Here is a 17,179-nt window from a genome sequence, read left to right as displayed (position 1 = left end):
TTCCAGGTCAGGCGGCCTGCGTTTCGCAGAGCGTTTTGCCGAACAGCAAATGGCTGCGCAGCGAAGAGATGTCGGTGCGGCTCTGGATCAGGTCGAAATACCACGCGCCTTCTTTCACGTCGCCGTATAGCACCGCGCCGATCACGCGGTCATCCTCGATCACCAGACGCTTATAGACGCCGCGGCGCGGATCGCGCAGCACAAGGTCTTCGCTGTCCGGACCGCCGATGAAATCGCCGGCCGAATACAGTTCGACGCCGGTGACCTTCAGCTTCGTCGCCGTCGCACGTTGCACATAACGGCGATGACCCGCGCCGGCGAGATGTGCGCCGCACACGCGCGCCTGGTCCCAGATCGGCGCGACGAGGCCGAACGTCGCGGTGCGATGCTGCACACATTCGCCGACCGCATAGATGCGCGGATCGTAGGTCTGCAACGTGTCGTCAACGACAATCGCGCGGTCGCAATGCAGCCCCGCCTGTTTCGCGAGGTCGATGTTCGGCCGCACACCGGCCGTCATCACCACGAGATCCGCGGGGACCTCCGTGCCGTCGTCAAAACGCACCGCGGTGACGCGATCCGGTCCGACGATTTCCGCAGTATTCGCCTTCAGCAGGAAACGCAAACCCTTGCGCTCCAGCGCCTGCTGCAACAAGGCCGACGCGCTTCGGTCGAGCTGGCGGTCCATCAGGCTGTCCGTGACGTGCACGACCGTGACCGACATGCCCTGGCGCATGAGCCCGTTCGCGGCTTCGAGACCAAGCAAACCTCCGCCGATCACGACCGCGTGACGATGACTGCGTGCCGCGTCGAGCATCGTTTCGACATCCTGAATATCCCGGAACGCGATGACACCCGGCAGATTGTGACCGGGCACAGGAATCAGAAACGGCTTCGATCCCGTTGCGATCAGCAGCCGGTCATAGCCCGCTTCGACGCCATTCCTGGAGCGCACGGTGCGGCGCATGCGGTCGATTGCGACCACCGGATCGCCGGCATGCAGACGAATCCCGTTCTCTTCATACCAGCTACGCGAATTGAGAATGATGTCGTCGACGCTCTTCTCGCCCGCCAGCACCGGCGAAAGCATGATGCGGTTGTAGTTGCCGTATGGCTCCGCGCCGAACACGGTGATGTCGTAGAGATCCGGCGCGAGCTTGAGCAGTTCCTCGACCGTGCGCATGCCGGCCATGCCGTTGCCGATCACGACGAGACGCGAGCGTGAGGGCGTTGCCAACGGTATGTCTCGCGGCAAGCGCGCATCGATCTCCGCTTTCATGCCGCGACCCACACCTTGCCGCTCTCGACACGCACGGGATACGCACTCACCGAATTCTCGGGTGCTTCGAGGCACTCGCCGGTGCGCAGGTCGAAGTGATGCTTGTAGATCGGCGAGGCGACCACGATGCGCTCCCCGAGGCTGCCGATCAGCCCGCGCGAAAGTACCGCCGCACGCGAGCCCGGATCGAAATTGTCGATTGCGAACACGCCGCCCTCGCCGTCCGTGACGTGAAATACCGCTACCTGCTCGCCGTTGACGAGCGCGCAGACGCCCGTATTTGGAACGATGTCATCGAGCGCGCATACGGGCATCCAGGAAGCCGAAGTCTGTTCGTTGCTCATACTGGGTTCCTCACTCATGTAGGTAGTTGTCCGGCGGTTCATACGGTTTCATACGGTTTCATCCGCTCGCGACGCGGTTCGCGACACGATCCGGACAGCAAATAAAAAACGTCCCGCGGATGCAATCGCCAGAGCGACTGTATTCGTGGGACGCCGTTGTCCGAACCAGTAATCTACGAAGGGACTTCTTGCTGCGTGCGGGCCGGATCGTCATTGATCCGCTGCCTTCTTAATGCAAAGCCCATGCCATCGGAGAACAGCAACACAGTCACGGCGCGCAACGCCCGCCGGTTAAGCCACCGCACATGTCGCCGCGCCGGACCGCTCGACCGGAGCGGACGCATTGCAAGGCATGAACGCGCAACAATGGTGCGACGCAGCACCGTCTGCGTGCAGCGCATCGTGGCGCGGTGCAATGAGCCGCATGCGGGACGCGTGGGTTAACTGGCACGCTCTGCCTGTTTGCGGCGGCAAGCGCGTGCTCTATGAGCGCCGCTAAAGCGCATGGCCCACGCGCACAGCGGCCGGCGTCTGCAAGGTGTCGCCGTGCTTGTGACAGTGCTGCCATGAAACGCAATCAGAAAGGACCGCCTTGCTTCTTTGTTAGGCACAAGGCGATCACACTCCTCATCCAGCACTACGTTCAGGCGTCGGTAGACAGCGTGACGGATTCCCACGCGGCGATTTCATCGGACAATGCCGACAGTTTCGTGCGCACGAGGCTGAGCGCATCGCTGCCCAGCAGCAGGTGCGCGGGCGGCCGCTCGGCAGAGATCGCGGCCAGCATGGCGCGTGCAGCCTTGATCGGGTCGCCGGTCTGCTTGCCGCTCTTCTCTTCGCGAGCCTTGCGCACCGGATCGAACAAGGCGTCGTAATCCGGGATGGAGCGCGGCGTGCGCGCCATCGAGCGGCCCGCCCAGTCGGTGCGGAACGAGCCCGGCGCCACGGCAGTCACCGCGATGCCGAACGGCTCCACTTCCTTGCCGAGCGCTTCCGAAATGCCCTCGAGCGCAAATTTGCTGCCGCAGTAATAGGCGATGCCCGGCATCGTGATGTAGCCGCCCATCGACGTGATGTTGAGGATGTGGCCACGGCGGCGTTTGCGCATGTACGGCAGTACTGCTTTGATCATTGCCACCGCGCCGAACACGTTCACGTCGAACTGCCGCCGCATTTCGCCGAGCGGCGACTCTTCCAGCACGCCTTCGTGGCCGTAACCGGCATTGTTCACGAGGACATCCACTGGGCCGACACTGGCCTCCACTTCAGCCACGACGCCGTCGATGGCGTCGAAGTCGGTCACGTCCAGCACGCGGCCCCATGCGCTGTCAGGCGCAAGCGCCTCGAACTCTCTTTTCGACGCTTCGCTGCGCACCGTGCCAATCACACGATGACCCGCCGCAAGCGCTTCCTGAGCGAGCGCGCGGCCGAAGCCGCTGCTCACGCCGGTGATCAGCAAAGTCTTGATCGATGCCATGATGCCTCCTTTCTCAAGTTGAACAGAAAGTGCATACTATTCTCTTCAACCCGCCGGTTTGAGGCCGAATCGTCGATTTTTCTTGCCTATTCTTATGATGACCCAAAAAACGCTCCTGGAGGCGCGCGCTGCCAGCCGACCTGCTCGCCGACCTGCTGGTCAGGAGCAGCAGAAAATGGCGGCCCTACTGCGCGCACTGGCGCCCCAGGAGGGCTACAACCTGACTGCGCTGCCGGGCGTTCGCATCCTGCGCTCCGATCGGCCGTTGTCGTCCACGCCCGTGCTGTACGACCCCGGCATCGTGATCGTCTGCCAGGGACGCAAGCGCGGCTATTTCGGCGATCAGCTTTACGTGTACGACGAGCAGCACTATCTCGCGGTGTCGGTGCCAGTGCCCTTCACAATGGAGACAGACGCGACGCCGGAGCACCCGCTCCTCGCTATCTACATGCACCTCGACTTCAAGCTGGCCGCCGAACTGATGGCCCAGATCGAGCGTCATGAAATGCCCAACCATGCGCAAGCGCCGCAGAGCATGATGTCGAGCCCAATGGACGAGGCGCTGCGAGACTCGGTGCTGCGCTTCCTGGAAGCGATGAACCGCCCGCTCGATGCAGCGGTTCTTGGCCCAGGGTTATTGCGCGAGCTGTACTTTCGGGTTCTCACAGGTGCGCAGGGCAGCGTGATGCGCGCCGCGCTGGGCATGAACGGGCAGTTCGGCAAGATTGGCAAAGCGCTGCGCCGCATTCATTCCGACTACGCCGGCGCGCTCGACCTCGCGGAACTCGCGAGCGAAGCCGGCATGAGCGTTCCCACGTTTCATACGCATTTCAAGGCGATCACGCGTACATCGCCGATGCAGTACGTGAAGTCGACGCGCCTGCACCAGGCCCGCTTGCTGATGTTGCGACAGGACATGACGGCCGAGGCCGCAAGCAATGCGGTCGGTTATGCGAGCACGTCGCAGTTCAATCGCGAGTTCAAGCGGCTTTTCGGGCTCACACCTGCCGCGGAAGCGCGGCGCATGCGGGCGAGTTTCGCCATACCGCCCGCGCACGCCGGTTCGGAGTTTGTCTCTTCGCATTGAGGCCGACGGTCGCGCCATCGGTCAACGCGCCGCCACTTGGATTGCGTTCGCTGGCTACACGCGCCCGCCAGGACCGTGGACAGGCCCGCACGTCGCGAGCCCCGGCTCGGTCCGCTCGCTTCGCGCCCAGTTCGCGCCCGGTTCGCGCCCCGACTCGCGCCCGACTCGGTGCCGCGTGCTAGCCCGCAGTGCCTGCGTACGCCGCCTTTAGCGCGGCGACGTCGAACTTCACCATCTTCATCATGGCCTCGGCGGTGCGCCGCGCTTTTTCCGGATCCGGATCGGCCATCATGGCGATGACATCGGCCGGCGCAATCTGCCACGACACGCCGAAGCGGTCTTTCAGCCAGCCGCATGCGTCGGGCGAGCCGCCGCCTTCGAGAAGCGCGTCCCAGTAGCGGTCGACTTCCGCCTGATCGGCGCAATTCACGAGGAGCGAAACGGCATGGTTGAACGGTTCGTTGCCGGGGGAGCTCATGGCAATGAACGGCTGTCCGAACAGAACGAACTCGACGACCTTCGTCGAGCCGGCGCTCGGCACCGGCGTGACGCGGACTATGCGCGAGTTCGGGAAGATGCTTGTGTAGAAGGCCGCAGCCTCCTCGGCTTCGGTGGAATACCAGAGAAAGGGGGTGATCTTCTGAATCGTCATTGAGCGTCTCCTGTCAGTATCGGCCAGATGGGCGGCGGGGCCGCATGCCGCTATGGGGACGACGAAAGAAGACCATCAAAATCGACACGCCGGGAAGAAAAATACGGCTCGCGAGCCGCCCCCGGATAACGCATCGACTCCGCCGCTCCACCGGAGCGGATTATAGGCAATCAAGCGGGCAATCAAGCGGCAATCAAGCGCTTCGCTATCCGTCCGATACGTCCCCGCGCGCTCGCTCAGGCACCAAGGCGCTGCCACCGCGAACTACCCGAATCACGGCGCGGGTGGCAATCGGAAAGAGGCCAACGAGAGCAGACACCTCGTGCCGCGCTGACGCAGCGCCCTTCCTCACGCGACTCTGCATGCGCCAACGGCCTCCGGGACCGGAAGCATCGGCGACCGCGTGCGCAGCTACATGACGACGCTGACCGCGATCGCAGCGCGCCTTGTCATGGACGGGCGCGCCAGCGTTCTCGCAGCCTTTACTGCTTCACCTCACCCGTTCGGCCCGTCCCGGACGCTCCTTGCGGCGACAGCGCGTTTGCGCGCTTATCCATCAGCGTTCCCGGTTTGTTGCCGGGCGCGCCCATTGCCGCGGGCTCGTCGACGGTGTGCCCGGCCTGTCCAGGCTGCGCCTGCGTGCCGCTCTGCGTGCCACTGTTCGCCGGCGCGTTACCGCTTTGCTGCGCATAGACCGTGCTGCTCACGCACAGCACCAACGCGACACCTGCCACTTTCAGCATACTCATGACTGTCTCCCGATTTCACGGCGCTTGCCGTTTTCAAGGAATCCAGCATGGCGCGTGCCGCGAACCGAATTACGGCGCGCAAAGCCCGGCACAACCGGGGGAAGTAAGAACAGCGCCGCTATTCGACGCGCCGCCGTGTGGAAATTGCAGAGGCCGTTGAAATGACCAGATCGGCGAAGCGCTTCTCGTCGCGATCCGCCTGCCAGCGCGAGCGGGCCACCGCAATATTGACCGCGCCGATGCCGCGCCCGTGCGCGTTCGTGATCGCCGCCGCCGTCGAAATATCGCTCACGAAGTATTCGTCTTCGGTATGCGCGTAGCCCTGCTTGCGGATCTGCGCGATCCGCTCCCTGATCTTGCGCGGCTGATAGACGGTGGACGCCGTGTACGCCACGAGATTCGTGCGCGACAGAATGTCGTCGATTTCGCCGTCGGCGAGCGTCGCCAGAATAGCGAGGCCGGGCGCAGTGCAATAGGCGGGCAGCCGCGAGCCCGTGATGACATGTGCGTTGAACACGTTGCGGCTCACGATCCGCAGCACGAACACGATGTCCGTATCGTCCAGCACGGTGAGGTTGGTTGCCTCTTCCGTCTCGGAGCCGAGCTGCTGCAGATAAGGCGTCGCACGGCTCACGAGATCGTTTGACGTGAGATAGTGATACGTGAAGTCGAGAAGCCGCGGCGACAATTCGTACTTGCGACTGTCCGGGTCTTTGAAGAGATAACCGAGAGCAGCGAGCGTGTAAGTGAAGCGCTGCGTCGCGCTCATGTCGAAACCCGTGAACGACGAGATTTCCGAGAGCGACAACTGACGCTTGCTGCCGTCGAACGCGGTGAGCACCTTCATCGCCTTTTCCACGGACTGCACGTAAAGCGAAGACGCGGTCGGGTCGACGGCTTCGGCCGACGGCTTTGCCGCAGAAGTCTTGCGCTTGCGCGGGGCTTTGGGCTCGTCGCTCATCAGGTCAGTTCGTATCCGGTTTGAACGGAGAATTATCGCATAGCCCTAAAACGTTATCTATATACGATAGCTACTGCTTTGCGGTGGCGAGCCGGTCCCACGCGTTCCCAATGTCGCGGGACAGCAGGTGTTTCTTCACGCGCTCGCTCGCCGTCATCTCGAAGCCGGCCACCGCGCGGTAATAGCGCGGCAACTGGAAACTTGCGAGCCGCTCGCACGCCCACGCGTGCAATGCTGGCCACTCCACCGGTTCGTCCTTGAACTGCACGTCGAGCAGGATGTCCTGCTCGCCGATCGCCGACGCGACACCAATTGCCGCGCTAGCGCGGATCGCCGGATGCGCCGCAAAAATGCGTTCGATTTCCCAGGCGGACACGTTCTCGCCGCGCACGCGCATGCTGTCCGTCTGCCGGCCGATAAAAAACAGATCGCCGTCCGCATCGCGCCGCGCGCGGTCCCCGGTATGAAGCCGGCCGTTGCGCAAAGCGGCTTCGGTTGCATCGGGATTCTTCAGATACGCCGGCAAAAACGTGCCCTCTACCTTGCTTGTCAGCACGATCTCTCCCGCCTCGCCCTCTTTCACCGGACGGCCATTTTCATCGAGCAATGCGATGTCGATCCAGGGCAACGCACGGCCGATCGAACCGGCCTTGCCCGTCACGTTCGCCGTAGCGAAGCTCGAACATTCGGTCATGCCGTAGCACTCGCGCAGCGACACCTTCAACCGCGTCTGAATCGGCTCCCACGATGATGCGCTCACGCCCGCGCCCCACGCAACGCGCAACGTGTGCTTTGCGGGTTGCTCCCTCTCGGGCAACTGCATCAGGATATCGAGCACGCCGCCGAGATAATGGAGTTGCGTTGCGCCCGCGCGCTCGATCTGCGTCCAGAACTGCGATGCGGAGAAGCGCGGCACGGCGTGCAGCGTCACGTTGGCAAGAAACGGCAGCAGCAGCATCTGAGCACCGCCGATGTGGCACAACGGCTCCCACAGAAAGAGCCTGTCGCTGTCGCGCACGTCCGCCACGCGAAGTGCCGCCTCGCTCGCGATACGCATCATCCGGTGCGTGAAGACGACACCTTTCGGCGCGCCGGTCGTACCGGACGTGTAGATGACGCACAGCGGATCGTGCACGCCGATAGCCGGTGTCGCGAATTCCGTGCTCGTGTCGCGCGCATCGAATCCCGGCAGATGCGTGCGCCGCGCCGCGCCGCAATCGAGCTGCGCCGTCACCGCGTCGAATTCATCGTCGACAACGAAGAGCTTGGGCTCTGCATGCTGCAGCAGATATTCGAGGCCCGCCGCGCGCAGCTTCGTGTTAACAGGCACCCACACCAGACCGCTTAGATGCAGCGCGTAGATCAGATGAATATGCTCGGGACTGTTGCCGAGCATCACGGCAACGCGGTCGCCCTGCTTCAGACCTTGCGCGGCAAACCAGCGCTGCAATTGCACGACGTGGCGCGCGGCGTCTTCGCACGAAATCGCGCGATCCTCGAAGTGCACGATGGTGCGCGCGGGGTCGCGGCGCAATCCCGCCGCGAGCAGCGGTACGCAGTCGAGTTCGTCGTTGGTGTGCCGGTGAGGGAAATATTCTGGATAACGATGCATGTGTGAACCGGTCGAAATACGAAGACTCAGCGCGCCTTGCGCTTGAGCCAGGAGGAAACCGCGACGACGAGCGCGATCAGAATGACGAGTGTTGTCGACACGGCTGCAAGTGTCGGCGTAATCGCAAGCTGGATGTCGTCCCACATCTGCTTGGGCAGCGTCGAGTTGATGCCGCCGGAAACGAAGATCGCAATCGTGAGGTCGTCGAACGAAACGAGGAATGCGAACAGGAACGCAGCCGTCACGCTTGCCATGAGAAGCGGCAACACGATCGACGTAATGCGTCGCAATGGCGACGCGCCCATCACGCGCGCAGCGTCGTCAAGACGCCAGTCGAAGCGCTGGAAGCCGGCAGCGAGCGTGACGACGACATACGGAATGGCGAGCACTGTATGGCCGATCACGAGGCCAAGGTTGGTGCCGGTGAGGCCGAAACGTCCGAACAGATAGAGCAGGCCGACTGCCACCACGATACGCGGCACGATGAGCGGTGCGACTAGCAGCGCGAAAATCGGCTTGCTCGCGCGGCGCGGCATGCGCGTCATCGCGAGTGTGGCGCCGAAGCCGAGCAGCAGAGACAGCAGCGCGGTGCCGAGACCCACTTCGAACGAGCGGACGATCGCGCTTTGCCACACTGGCGAATCCATGAACGTGCCGAACCAGCGCACGCTGAAAAGCTTCGGCGGGAAAGAAATGTAGTCGCTCTTCGTGAATGCATAGGGGATCACGGAAAGCACCGGCACGACGAGCACGATCATGATCGCGCACGTATAGAAACCGAGCGGACTCACCGCGCGCGCGCCCTCTTCGGCGTGCGTCTTGCGGCGCATCATGAACGGCGCGAACACGCGCCCCGCCGCGATCAAAAGCGCGAGTTTGATGCCTTGCGCACGCGAGCCGCGCTGACGCTCCGCCACTTCGCCGGTGAGCGACGTGAGACCCACCATGCGGTCGTACACGAAAAAGATCACGATCGAGCAGACCAGCAACACGGTCGACAACGCGCCGGCAAAGCGCATGTCGAAAAGCTCCAGCACCGACGAGATCACGAGTTGCGCGATCATCGTTTCCTTCGGCGAGCCGAGCAGCGCCGGCACGATGAAGAAGCCGAGGCTCGATATAAACACGAGCAGGCCTGCCGCCGCGACGCCCGGCGAGGACAGCGGCAGAAACACCGTGAAAAAGCTCGTGCTGCGTTCGGCGCCGAGCGTTTCGGCGGCTTGCGTGAGCCGATCGTCGATGCCGCGCATGACCGGCAGCATGGTCATCACGGCGAGCGGCAGCATCGAATGCACCATGCCGATCAGCACGCCGGTGAGCGATGGAATCGTGCCGCTCGTCTCGCGCACGAGGCCGAGCGATAACGCGATGGTCGACAGCACACCGGTCTTCGAAAGCAGCAACATCCATGCGTAAGTCTTCACCAGATAACTGGTCCAGAACGGCAGCATGATCCACAGCAGCCAGCGTTCGCGTGCTCGCTCAGACAGGCGGCTCAGCATGTAGGCAACCGGATAGCCGAGCAGAATGGATAGCGCCGCCGTCATGAACGAAATGGCGAAGGTGATCCACAACACCTTGGCGTAGACCGGCGTGCGTGCAATGCGCTCGAACTGCGCGAAGCCGACCTGCCCTTCGGCGCTGACAAGTCCGCCTTGCAGGATTTCGCCGACCGGCACGATGAAGAACACCAGCAGGAACACAAGCGTCGGCACGATCGGCAAAAAGCGCATGCAGCGCGCGAGCCACACGGAGCGGCCGCGGCGCGAGGTTTCGTTCTCGCGGTGCGCGTGAAGAGCGATGGTCATCGTGGTCCTCTCAGGCCTGCAGAAGCGTCGTGCGATACGGGTCCCACACGAGGCCGACCTTGTCGCCGATGCGCGGCGAGAGGCTGCGCTCGCAGCGCACGGTGAGTTCGCTGCCGTCGTTCATCGCGAGTTGCACACGTGTATCGCTGCCGAAGAACACGATGTCCGCAATCGTGCCGTCGACAAAGCCGCGTTCGGGTTCGACAAGTCGCGGCGCCTCCGGGCGGACCAGCAGCGTGTGACGGGTGCCGGCCGCGCCGGATGCAACGGATGCGTTCATTGCGTTCATTGGCAGAGGAATGCGGCCGCCCGCCGCGAGCAGAATCGCCTCGCCGCTTGCGCCGCGCGTATCGTCGAGCGCGCCTTCGAGCAGGTTCGAATGACCGATGAAGCCGGCCGCGAAGCGCGTCGCGGGACGGTCGTACAGATCGGCAGGCGTGCCCACCTGCTCGATGCGCGCCTGATTCATCAGGCAGATGCGGTCGGACAGTGTGAGGGCTTCGTCCTGATCGTGCGTGACATATACGAACGTTGCGCCGAGTTCCTTATGCAAGCGGCGAATCTCCGACTGCATATGCTCGCGCAGTTTCTTGTCGAGCGCGCCGAGCGGCTCGTCGAGCAGGATTACCGAAGGCCGGTACGCAAAGCAGCGCGCGAGCGCGATCCTCTGCTGTTGCCCGCCCGACAATTCCTTGGGAAAGCGCTTGGCATATTCGGTCATGCGAACCATCGCGAGTGCGTCGTCGACGGCCCCGCGCACTTCGTCGCGCGACTTGCGTCGCATGCGCAAACCGTACGCGACGTTGTCCCACACGCTCATGTGCGGAAAGAGCGCGTAGCTCTGAAACACCATGCCGATGCCGCGCTTGCCGGGCTCGACATGCGTGACGTCGCGCCCGTCGATCTCGATACGGCCCGCGCTCGGCGCGACGAGGCCCGAGATCATCTGCAACAGCGTGGTCTTGCCCGAGCCCGACGGACCGAGCAGCGTCAGGAACTCGCCGGCCTGCACGGCGAGGTCCGTCGGTTCCAGCGCGACCGCATCGCCGTAGCGCTTTGCAATGCCGATCGCCTCGAGCTTCGAACTCATGATGCGGTCCTTACGAAATGATCCACGAATTGAACCGCTCAGTGACCTTCTGACGGTTCGCTTCCCACCATTGAGGGCTCGGCAGCCGCATATCGCGAATGTTGTCGGGCGCCGTGGGCAACAACGTCGCGCGGTCTTTGGAGATCGTCTCGAACGCTTTCTTGTTGGTCGGACCGTATGCAAGCGTGCGTGTGAGCATCGCCTGACGCTTCGCGTCGGCGCAAAAGCGCACGAACTGCTTTGCGGCGTCCGCGCGCGGCGTGCCCTTCGGAATGCCCCAGCCTTCGATCGAATAAAGACCCTGGTTCCATACGATCGTGACCGGCGCGCCGCCGTCCTTCGCGGCTTGCGCGCGGCCGTTCCACGCCGAGATCATGTCGACGTCGCCGCTCTGGATCGCCTGCATGGCTTGCGCGCCCGAGGTCCACCAGATGTTGACGTGCGGCTTGATCTTGTCGAGGCTCCTGAACGCGCGATCCACGTCGAGCGGATAGAGCTTGTCGAGCGGCACGCCGTCGGCGAGCAGCGCCTGTTCGAGCGTGTCGAGCGGACTGCGCCGCAGGCAGCGGCGGCCGGGGAATTTCTTTACGTCCCAGAAGTCGGCCCACGATTTCGGACCGTTGTCCTTGAACTTGTCCGCGCGATACGCGAGCACCGTCGAATACACGTCGACACCGAGCCAGTTCGGCGTGATCGCGTCGGGCATGATGTCCGGATAGTCGCTCGTCTTCAGGCCGATGGGTTCCAGCAGACCTTTCGATTCAAGGTACGGAATATCGGCCGAAAGCGTGAGCGTGGTGACGTCCCACACATAGTTCTTCGTCTGCACCATCGCTGCGAATTGCGCGACCGGCTGCGATTCACGCGCGACGCTCACGACCTTGATACCGGTTGCTTTCTCGAACGGGTCGTAGAACGCTTCGCGATAAGCGGTCGTATAGGGGCCGCCCGGGTCCGACACCACGATCTGCTTCGATTGGGCTCGCGCGGCGAGCGGCATCGCGCTCGCCACGGCAAGCGCGCCCGCGCCATGAAGAATGCGACGGCGCGTTGCATTGAAGTCTTGCGTCATTGTTCAGGTCTCCCGCACATGGGTTGAGATTGGAACGGTGCGACTTTGACTCGATTCTGGCGGCCTCGGGCTCCGCATTCGGCCCCGCTCGCGGCCGGCTACTTTCCGCGCTTACGGAAGAACTCTTCCATCATGCGAGCGGGTTCGCCCGAGTCGTACGCTTCACGCTGAATGCGCTCCCCCGCTTCGATGCAGTCGACGAACCCTGGCTCGGTCATCTCACGAAAGCGCTGCTTGTCCAGACGCATCGCGACGGGCGGCTTCGCGGCGAGTTCGGTGGCGATTTCCAGCGCCTTGTCGAACACCTTGTCTTCGTCGACCAGATGATGGATGAGGCCGATGCGATGACACTCGTCCGCGTCCATCAGACGACCCGTCAGCGTAAGTTCGATGGTGCGCGACATGCCGAGCATCGAGTTCATGATCCAGGGGCCGGTCGTGCTGGCAATGCCCGCATTGATTTCCGGCTGGCCCATGCGCACACCTCTATGTGCGACGCGAATATCGCCGAGCAGCGCCACCTGGAATGCCGAGCCCGCGGCTGTGCCGTTCAGCGCCATGACGAGCGGCTTCGCAAGGCTGCGCAGCGCCGTGTAGTAGCGCTGCCATTCCTTGACCCACGCCACCGCGCGTTCGCCGTCGAAATCATGTGCTTCCGACAGGTCCTGGCCCGCCGAGAACGCCCGGTTGCCCGCCCCCGTCATGATGATCGCGGCGACGTCGGGGTCGTTGTTAAAGCGCTCCAACGCCTCGATGATCATTTCGCGCATCGGCGTGGTCCACGCGTTTAAACGCTCAGGACGATTGAGAGTGATGACCGCGACGCGGCCGTGATTCGAGAACAGCACGTCATTGCTCATTGGTTATCGCATCGCAATAGTTGATGGTGTAATGCAATATAGGCGCATCAAAATTAAGGTGCAAGCGGGTTTACCAGAGAGATGATCGGTGAAGCTCCCTGGCGCACGCTCTGCGGGTTTCGAGCGCTTAATAGTTAGTTGGACGATCGGACACAACCGCGTCGAAGTGCGCGGTCAAGCTCGGTTCTTTAGAGGGAGGATTGGAACCGCGGCGCTGACACCGAAGGGCATTGCGTCGCTGGAAACGATCACGACAGATCGCGGATCGCGGAGCACGGAACAACAGAGGCCCGCATCGATGACAAAATCGACGCGCAGAAAAAAGCCGCAGACGAGCTGCGGCGAACAAACACACACGCCGAACGTTTGGGAACGCTGACGCCTGATGAATCGTAGCCACGTTTGCGGGGCATGAACATCGGGTGTTTTGTATGAAAGCATGCGCTGAGCGCGTCAGAAGCTTGTGGCACGTGCGTGTCGGCGCAACTGGCTCTTCGTCAAGTCGCGAAAAAACAACGCGAAGCGCACGACAGTCCGCCCCATACATGGCGGGCGATGGAAGGGATCGCCGGTCGACATCCGCGCAACAATGTAAAATCACACGCCAGTCGAATGCTGCAAACCCGCTGCAACCCTTATTCGCGCAGTCACCGCGATGCGCGTGTATCGCTTCGTCACCAGGCCACGCTGTGCGAACGTGCAGCACGGTTCCCGCGTGGCGTCTTTGGCTTCCATCTCGTTCGCAAGACTGCGGACGGTTCCGTGTTCAGCACGAAATTGACTCGGCGCGACGACCAACGTGCTCGCACCGGGTGGTAAAACGCCAGCCGGTTCAACTTATTACTCAGGTTTCAATTTGACTCCACTATCCGTCTACGTTCTCACATACAACAGCGAGCGTTATCTGGACAAGGTTCTGGCGGCCGCGAAGCGTGTCGCGGATGACCTGCTGGTCGTGGATAGCGGCAGCACCGACGCGACGCTGTCGATTGCGGCCAGACACGGCGCACGAACCGTGCATCGGCCGTTCGATAATTTTCGCACGCAACGGCAGTTCGCCAACGGGCTTTGCCTGCACGAAACGGTGATGTTTTTCGATAGCGACGAAATCGCAAGCGACGCGTTGATCGACGAAGTACTCGCACTGAAAGCCCGCGGTTTCGATCACGAAGCGTATGCCGTCAGGCGCGATTGGGTTGTCATGGGCAAGGTCATTCACGCGCTGATGCCGATCTCGTCTCCGGACTATCCGATCCGCATCTATCGTCGCGCCACGCTGCGTTTCACCGACCATAGCGTTCACGAAACGCTGACCGGTTACGAGAACTGTGGGCGAATCGAATCGCCGGTGGTTCATCGTACGTTTGAGACCGCGAGTGAGATGAAGACCAAGCTCGATCTGTACACGGACCTCGCCGCAACCGACCTGCTGGACAGAAGAGACCCGGCTCGCGTTCTGTGGCTCAAAAGCTGGTTCAGCCCTTTGGGCGCATTCCTGAAGTGGTACATCCGCAAAGGCAATGTCCGCGACGGTCGCATCGGCCTAACCCTCGCGCTTTACGCTTCGTCCTATACGCGGCGAAAGTATCGCAAAGCGCTCGTGCAACTCAATGCAAATCGTTGAGGTGCTTTTTTCTGTCGGCGCGTGAGAGCAGAATGAAAAGCCGCCGCCCACACTGAACCGTGCGATCTGCCCAGGATCGCGCCCTGCCGACCGGGAGTTTCGTATGATCGTATCGATGAATACGTATTTCGACGTTCCCGGCGGCTTGCGCACGGGCACCGTCGGGCTGACTCTGGCTTTCGTCGTTTCCACCGCGGGCGCGGCGTCGAGCTGTCCGACAGTGATCACGACGCCGGGCGGCAGCGCGTTCGACATGGCCTCGCTCATTTCGGACAACGGCTCGCCGGCAGCGGCGCTCGCGAAGCTGCGCTCGGTGTTGTCGAAGCTCGGTTGGGGAAGCCGCTGCAGCATGCTCCGAGACGTGGCCGCATGCGAGGAAACGGTTGAGCTTGCGAAACGGGCAGTCGTCGCGCTCGAAGCTTGCGCCGGCTCGACGCCGCCCACGACGTCGCCCAATACGGGCGCCGACAAGCCGCGCGAACAAAGCGGCGACCGGGGCCAATCAGCACGACTCGGCGAATGAAACCGTAGGCCAGGCTACCTGGCGATTCGCGCGATGCTCGTTGGTTGTTCTACCCACGCCATGCGCGACATGCGTCACTGCGATTGGTACTTCAGTCCGAGGCAGCGGCCGTACGTCGGAGCGCGGCTTCGCCGGGCGCCGCCGCAAGCGGCGAACTATCCACATCCGCTGTTTCCACGACCACGCGTTCGAGCGCTCTGAACGGCGCGAGTAGCGCCTCGTCCGCGACGCTCGATGTAATGAGCCGCCAGTCGCGTTCGAGAGGAGTCCAGTGTTGTTGCCGCGAGCGGCCGAGTTTGTCGGCGTCGGCAAGCACGAGAACCTGCGCCGCGCGCCGGATGATGCAGTCTTTCAGATACGCTTGCTGCGCGCTGGCTTCGCACAGCCCGAATTCGGCGACCACGCCATCCGCGCCGAGAAACGCCTTGTCGACGCTCAAACGGCTCAGCGAAAGTTCGGCAAGCGGCCCGAGCGTGCTCATGCTCGAACTGCGCAAGTCGCCGCCGATCAGCGTCAGATGCACACCCGGAGCGTTCGCGAGCGTCATCACGGCAAGCAGATTATTGGTGACCACGTGAAGATCGACGCGCGAGCCGAGATGCCGCGCGAGCGCGGCGCAAGTCGTGCCGCCGTCGAGCAGCACCGTATCGCCGTCGTGCACATGCGCGGCAGCCGCCCGCGCGATCGCTTCCTTCTGCTCGCGCTGCGTCGCCTTGCGTTCCTCCAGCGACGCCTCCGGCTCATGCGAGCCGATCAGCGCGGTCGCGCCGCCATAGGTGCGCACGAGACGGCGCTGGTTCGCAAGCGTCGTGAGATCGCGCCGGACCGTTGCCTCGGACACGCCAAGCGCGGCGCTGAGCTGTTCGACGTTGGCGTCGCCGGTCACAACGAGATCGAGAATCGCGCGATGGCGCTCGGACGCTTTCATGGCTGTCATCTGCAGTAAAGAGGCTGCCGATCTTACACCACGGCCGCCCGCTATTTGCCCTGCTTCAGCCGCGCCGCGTGGCGAGTTCCGCGCCCTGGCGAAGTGCCTCGAGCAAGCTGCGCTCGTCGGCGATGCCCTTGCCCGCAATGTCGAATGCTGTGCCGTGATCGACCGACGTGCGGATCACTTCGAGGCCCACGGTCACGTTCACGCCGGCTTCGAGGCCGAGCACCTTCACGGGGCCGTGGCCCTGATCGTGATACATCGCGACCACCAGGTCGAAATCGCCGCGGCCGGCGCGGAAAAACAGCGTGTCGGCGGGCAGCGGCCCCGTCACGTCGAGCCCGCGTTCCTGCAGCACTTTCACCGCCGGCACGATCTTCTCTTCTTCCTCGCCGTAACCGAACAGGCCGTTTTCGCCGGCGTGCGGATTGATGCCGCACACGCCGATGCGCGGCTTCGCAATGCCGGCCTTGACGAGCGTCGCGTTACCCCGCTCGATGGTGCGTTGTACAAGACCCGGCTCGATCTTGCGGATCGCGTCGATGATGCCGATATGCGTGGTCACGTGGATCACGCGCAGTTGCGGCGCGACCAGCATCATCGACACCTCGTCCACACCCGTGAGATAAGCGAGCATTTCCGTGTGGCCGGGAAACTTGTGGCCGCCCGCGTGCAGCGCTTCTTTATTCAGCGGCGCCGTGCAGATCGCGTCGATCTGCTTCGCCTCGGCGAGTTGAACCGCGCGCGCGATGAACTGATAGGCGGCGTCGCCCGCGACTGCCGACAACTGGCCGAACGGCATGTCGGCAGGAATCAGATCGAGGTCGATGCAGTCGATCGTACCCGGCTCGTAGCGCGCTTCGGCCGCTTCCTTGATACGGCGGATTCTGGCATTGCCGCCGACGATCTCGTTCGCGCGCTCCAGCCGCCGCGCGTCACCGATCACGAGCGGACGGCACTGCTTGTAGACGATGTCGTGCGCAAGGCTCTTGACGATGATTTCCGGGCCGACGCCCGCTGCGTCGCCCATCGTGATGCCGATGACTGGAAGGTAATTGCTCATGATGTTTTGCCTGGTCCTTGATGTCTGCCTAACCTGCCCGCCTGATT

Annotated in this window: 16 protein-coding genes; 3 read left to right on the top strand and 13 right to left on the bottom strand. The window is 63.0% G+C overall.

What is annotated here, in order from left to right; translation table 11 throughout:
* Positions 1–7: 7 nt before the first annotated feature.
* From H281_RS34270 to H281_RS0103415, 3 genes are all read right to left on the bottom strand, one after another.
* Positions 8–1,279, bottom strand: coding sequence for an NAD(P)/FAD-dependent oxidoreductase (locus tag H281_RS34270; protein ID WP_020065685.1), 1,272 nt, complete (start codon positions 1,277–1,279; stop codon positions 8–10).
* Entirely contained in the window at positions 1,276–1,623 is a 348-nt protein-coding gene (gene nirD / locus H281_RS0103425) for a nitrite reductase small subunit NirD (protein ID WP_020065684.1), read from the bottom strand. Before nirD ends, H281_RS34270 begins: the two co-directional genes overlap by 4 nt.
* Before the next feature lie 643 nt (positions 1,624–2,266).
* On the bottom strand, positions 2,267–3,100 hold the full coding sequence (locus H281_RS0103415) for an oxidoreductase (RefSeq protein ID WP_020065682.1): 834 nt from the start codon (positions 3,098–3,100) through the stop codon (positions 2,267–2,269).
* A 175-nt stretch (positions 3,101–3,275) separates the two neighbouring features.
* On the opposite strand from H281_RS0103415, the gene H281_RS0103410 reads away from it, so the two are divergent.
* The gene (locus H281_RS0103410; protein WP_020065681.1) at positions 3,276–4,187 is read left to right on the top strand and encodes an AraC family transcriptional regulator; all 912 of its coding nucleotides are present in this window, start codon (positions 3,276–3,278) and stop codon (positions 4,185–4,187) included.
* Between the two features lie 178 nt (positions 4,188–4,365).
* Here H281_RS0103410 and H281_RS0103405 read toward each other — a convergent pair whose 3' ends face one another.
* The 8 genes from H281_RS0103405 to H281_RS0103370 form a co-directional block, all read right to left on the bottom strand.
* The gene (locus H281_RS0103405) at positions 4,366–4,839 is read right to left on the bottom strand and encodes a VOC family protein (protein WP_020065680.1); all 474 of its coding nucleotides are present in this window, start codon (positions 4,837–4,839) and stop codon (positions 4,366–4,368) included.
* Between the two features lie 482 nt (positions 4,840–5,321).
* On the bottom strand, positions 5,322–5,588 hold the full coding sequence (locus tag H281_RS0103400) for a hypothetical protein (protein WP_020065679.1): 267 nt from the start codon (positions 5,586–5,588) through the stop codon (positions 5,322–5,324).
* Between the two features lie 118 nt (positions 5,589–5,706).
* Complete coding sequence (locus tag H281_RS0103395) at positions 5,707–6,549, bottom strand: IclR family transcriptional regulator (protein WP_020065678.1); 843 nt, start codon at positions 6,547–6,549, stop codon at positions 5,707–5,709.
* A gap of 70 nt (positions 6,550–6,619) precedes the next feature.
* Positions 6,620–8,161: an AMP-binding protein gene (locus H281_RS0103390; RefSeq protein ID WP_020065677.1), complete on the bottom strand. Its 1,542-nt coding sequence runs from the start codon at positions 8,159–8,161 to the stop codon at positions 6,620–6,622.
* A 26-nt stretch (positions 8,162–8,187) separates the two neighbouring features.
* On the bottom strand, positions 8,188–9,969 hold the full coding sequence (locus H281_RS0103385) for an ABC transporter permease subunit (RefSeq protein ID WP_020065676.1): 1,782 nt from the start codon (positions 9,967–9,969) through the stop codon (positions 8,188–8,190).
* Positions 9,970–9,979: 10 nt separating this feature from the next.
* Positions 9,980–11,059 carry an ABC transporter ATP-binding protein gene (locus H281_RS0103380; protein ID WP_020065675.1) on the bottom strand — a complete coding sequence of 360 codons (1,080 nt, stop codon included), beginning with the start codon at positions 11,057–11,059 and terminating at the stop codon, positions 9,980–9,982.
* A gap of 10 nt (positions 11,060–11,069) precedes the next feature.
* The gene (locus H281_RS0103375; RefSeq protein ID WP_020065674.1) at positions 11,070–12,131 is read right to left on the bottom strand and encodes an ABC transporter substrate-binding protein; all 1,062 of its coding nucleotides are present in this window, start codon (positions 12,129–12,131) and stop codon (positions 11,070–11,072) included.
* A 98-nt stretch (positions 12,132–12,229) separates the two neighbouring features.
* Positions 12,230–12,991 (bottom strand): enoyl-CoA hydratase/isomerase family protein, encoded by a 762-nt coding sequence (locus H281_RS0103370; protein WP_020065673.1) that lies wholly within the window; start codon positions 12,989–12,991, stop codon positions 12,230–12,232.
* Between the two features lie 856 nt (positions 12,992–13,847).
* Here H281_RS0103370 and H281_RS0103360 point away from each other — a divergent pair.
* The gene (locus tag H281_RS0103360) at positions 13,848–14,615 is read left to right on the top strand and encodes a glycosyltransferase family 2 protein (RefSeq protein ID WP_027804257.1); all 768 of its coding nucleotides are present in this window, start codon (positions 13,848–13,850) and stop codon (positions 14,613–14,615) included.
* Positions 14,616–14,718: 103 nt separating this feature from the next.
* Positions 14,719–15,138 carry a hypothetical protein gene (locus H281_RS0103355; protein WP_020065670.1) on the top strand — a complete coding sequence of 140 codons (420 nt, stop codon included), beginning with the start codon at positions 14,719–14,721 and terminating at the stop codon, positions 15,136–15,138.
* 91 nt (positions 15,139–15,229) lie between these two features.
* On the opposite strand, the gene H281_RS34260 is transcribed toward H281_RS0103355, so the two are convergent.
* Together H281_RS34260 and pdxA are read right to left on the bottom strand one after the other, a co-directional pair.
* A complete protein-coding gene (locus H281_RS34260; protein ID WP_020065669.1) occupies positions 15,230–16,066 on the bottom strand; it encodes a DeoR/GlpR family DNA-binding transcription regulator in 837 nt (278 codons plus the stop codon).
* Positions 16,067–16,130: 64 nt separating this feature from the next.
* The gene (gene pdxA, locus H281_RS0103345) at positions 16,131–17,132 is read right to left on the bottom strand and encodes a 4-hydroxythreonine-4-phosphate dehydrogenase PdxA (protein ID WP_020065668.1); all 1,002 of its coding nucleotides are present in this window, start codon (positions 17,130–17,132) and stop codon (positions 16,131–16,133) included.
* Positions 17,133–17,179: the final 47 nt, after the last annotated feature.

The organism is Paraburkholderia caledonica, from assembly GCF_000383275.1.
Classification (GTDB): domain Bacteria; phylum Pseudomonadota; class Gammaproteobacteria; order Burkholderiales; family Burkholderiaceae; genus Paraburkholderia; species Paraburkholderia caledonica.
The sequence above is the reverse complement of the archived record's forward strand: the minus strand, read 5'-3'. Positions and strand labels throughout refer to the sequence as shown.

Excerpts from the sequence above, each read along its gene's own strand:
- H281_RS0103410 (WP_020065681.1), top strand. The coding sequence starts at position 3,276 with ATGGCGGCCCTACTGCGCGCACTGGCGCCCCAGGAGGGCTACAACCTG.
- H281_RS0103415 (WP_020065682.1), bottom strand. The coding sequence starts at position 3,100 with ATGGCATCGATCAAGACTTTGCTGATCACCGGCGTGAGCAGCGGCTTC.
- H281_RS0103400 (WP_020065679.1), bottom strand. The coding sequence starts at position 5,588 with ATGAGTATGCTGAAAGTGGCAGGTGTCGCGTTGGTGCTGTGCGTGAGC.
- H281_RS0103405 (WP_020065680.1), bottom strand. The coding sequence starts at position 4,839 with ATGACGATTCAGAAGATCACCCCCTTTCTCTGGTATTCCACCGAAGCC.
- H281_RS0103370 (WP_020065673.1), bottom strand. The coding sequence starts at position 12,991 with ATGAGCAATGACGTGCTGTTCTCGAATCACGGCCGCGTCGCGGTCATC.
- H281_RS0103385 (WP_020065676.1), bottom strand. The coding sequence starts at position 9,969 with ATGACCATCGCTCTTCACGCGCACCGCGAGAACGAAACCTCGCGCCGC.
- H281_RS0103380 (WP_020065675.1), bottom strand. The coding sequence starts at position 11,059 with ATGAGTTCGAAGCTCGAGGCGATCGGCATTGCAAAGCGCTACGGCGAT.
- H281_RS34260 (WP_020065669.1), bottom strand. The coding sequence starts at position 16,066 with ATGAAAGCGTCCGAGCGCCATCGCGCGATTCTCGATCTCGTTGTGACC.
- pdxA (WP_020065668.1), bottom strand. The coding sequence starts at position 17,132 with ATGAGCAATTACCTTCCAGTCATCGGCATCACGATGGGCGACGCAGCG.
- H281_RS34270 (WP_020065685.1), bottom strand. The coding sequence starts at position 1,279 with ATGAAAGCGGAGATCGATGCGCGCTTGCCGCGAGACATACCGTTGGCA.
- H281_RS0103355 (WP_020065670.1), top strand. The coding sequence starts at position 14,719 with ATGATCGTATCGATGAATACGTATTTCGACGTTCCCGGCGGCTTGCGC.
- H281_RS0103395 (WP_020065678.1), bottom strand. The coding sequence starts at position 6,549 with ATGAGCGACGAGCCCAAAGCCCCGCGCAAGCGCAAGACTTCTGCGGCA.
- H281_RS0103390 (WP_020065677.1), bottom strand. The coding sequence starts at position 8,161 with ATGCATCGTTATCCAGAATATTTCCCTCACCGGCACACCAACGACGAA.
- H281_RS0103375 (WP_020065674.1), bottom strand. The coding sequence starts at position 12,131 with ATGACGCAAGACTTCAATGCAACGCGCCGTCGCATTCTTCATGGCGCG.
- nirD (WP_020065684.1), bottom strand. The coding sequence starts at position 1,623 with ATGAGCAACGAACAGACTTCGGCTTCCTGGATGCCCGTATGCGCGCTC.